The sequence below is a fragment of the Cytobacillus oceanisediminis 2691 genome (genome assembly GCF_007678455.1).
Taxonomy (GTDB): domain Bacteria; phylum Bacillota; class Bacilli; order Bacillales; family Cytobacillaceae; genus Mesobacillus; species Mesobacillus oceanisediminis_A.
This window is the reverse complement of the sequence record NZ_VEEP01000169.1, coordinates 1-286: the sequence shown is the minus strand read 5'-3', so window position 1 is coordinate 286 and position 286 is coordinate 1. Positions and strand designations below refer to the sequence as shown.

The 286-nt window shown below is 28.7% G+C and carries 1 protein-coding gene; it reads right to left on the bottom strand.

Going from position 1 to position 286, the window contains the following annotated elements; translation table 11 throughout:
• Positions 1-43: 43 nt before the first annotated feature.
• Positions 44-286 (bottom strand): DUF334 domain-containing protein (locus FS736_RS23680; RefSeq protein WP_144481547.1); only part of this gene is annotated, 243 nt, incomplete at its 5' end.

Sequence of the window (286 nt, the reverse complement as noted above, 5' to 3'; positions counted from 1 at the left end):
AAGCTCTTAGTAAGTTGAATAAACTTATTAAGAGTTTTTTTATTTAAAAATATCTTTCGTCTAACTTTCTTCGTAACCACTCATAAATAAATATAAATAGTCCGATAAAGACAATATAAGGGGCATAATAAGCCAAATACCATAAAAATGATATAAACCCTTCAGATGACTTTATTTTGCTCGCTATGGCTTTCTGAAGTGTCTCTACGTTGAAAAAGGATAATATATCTGTTCCCATTGTCATAATTAATGCAAAAAACATAAACACTAGCATGATTGTTCCTAA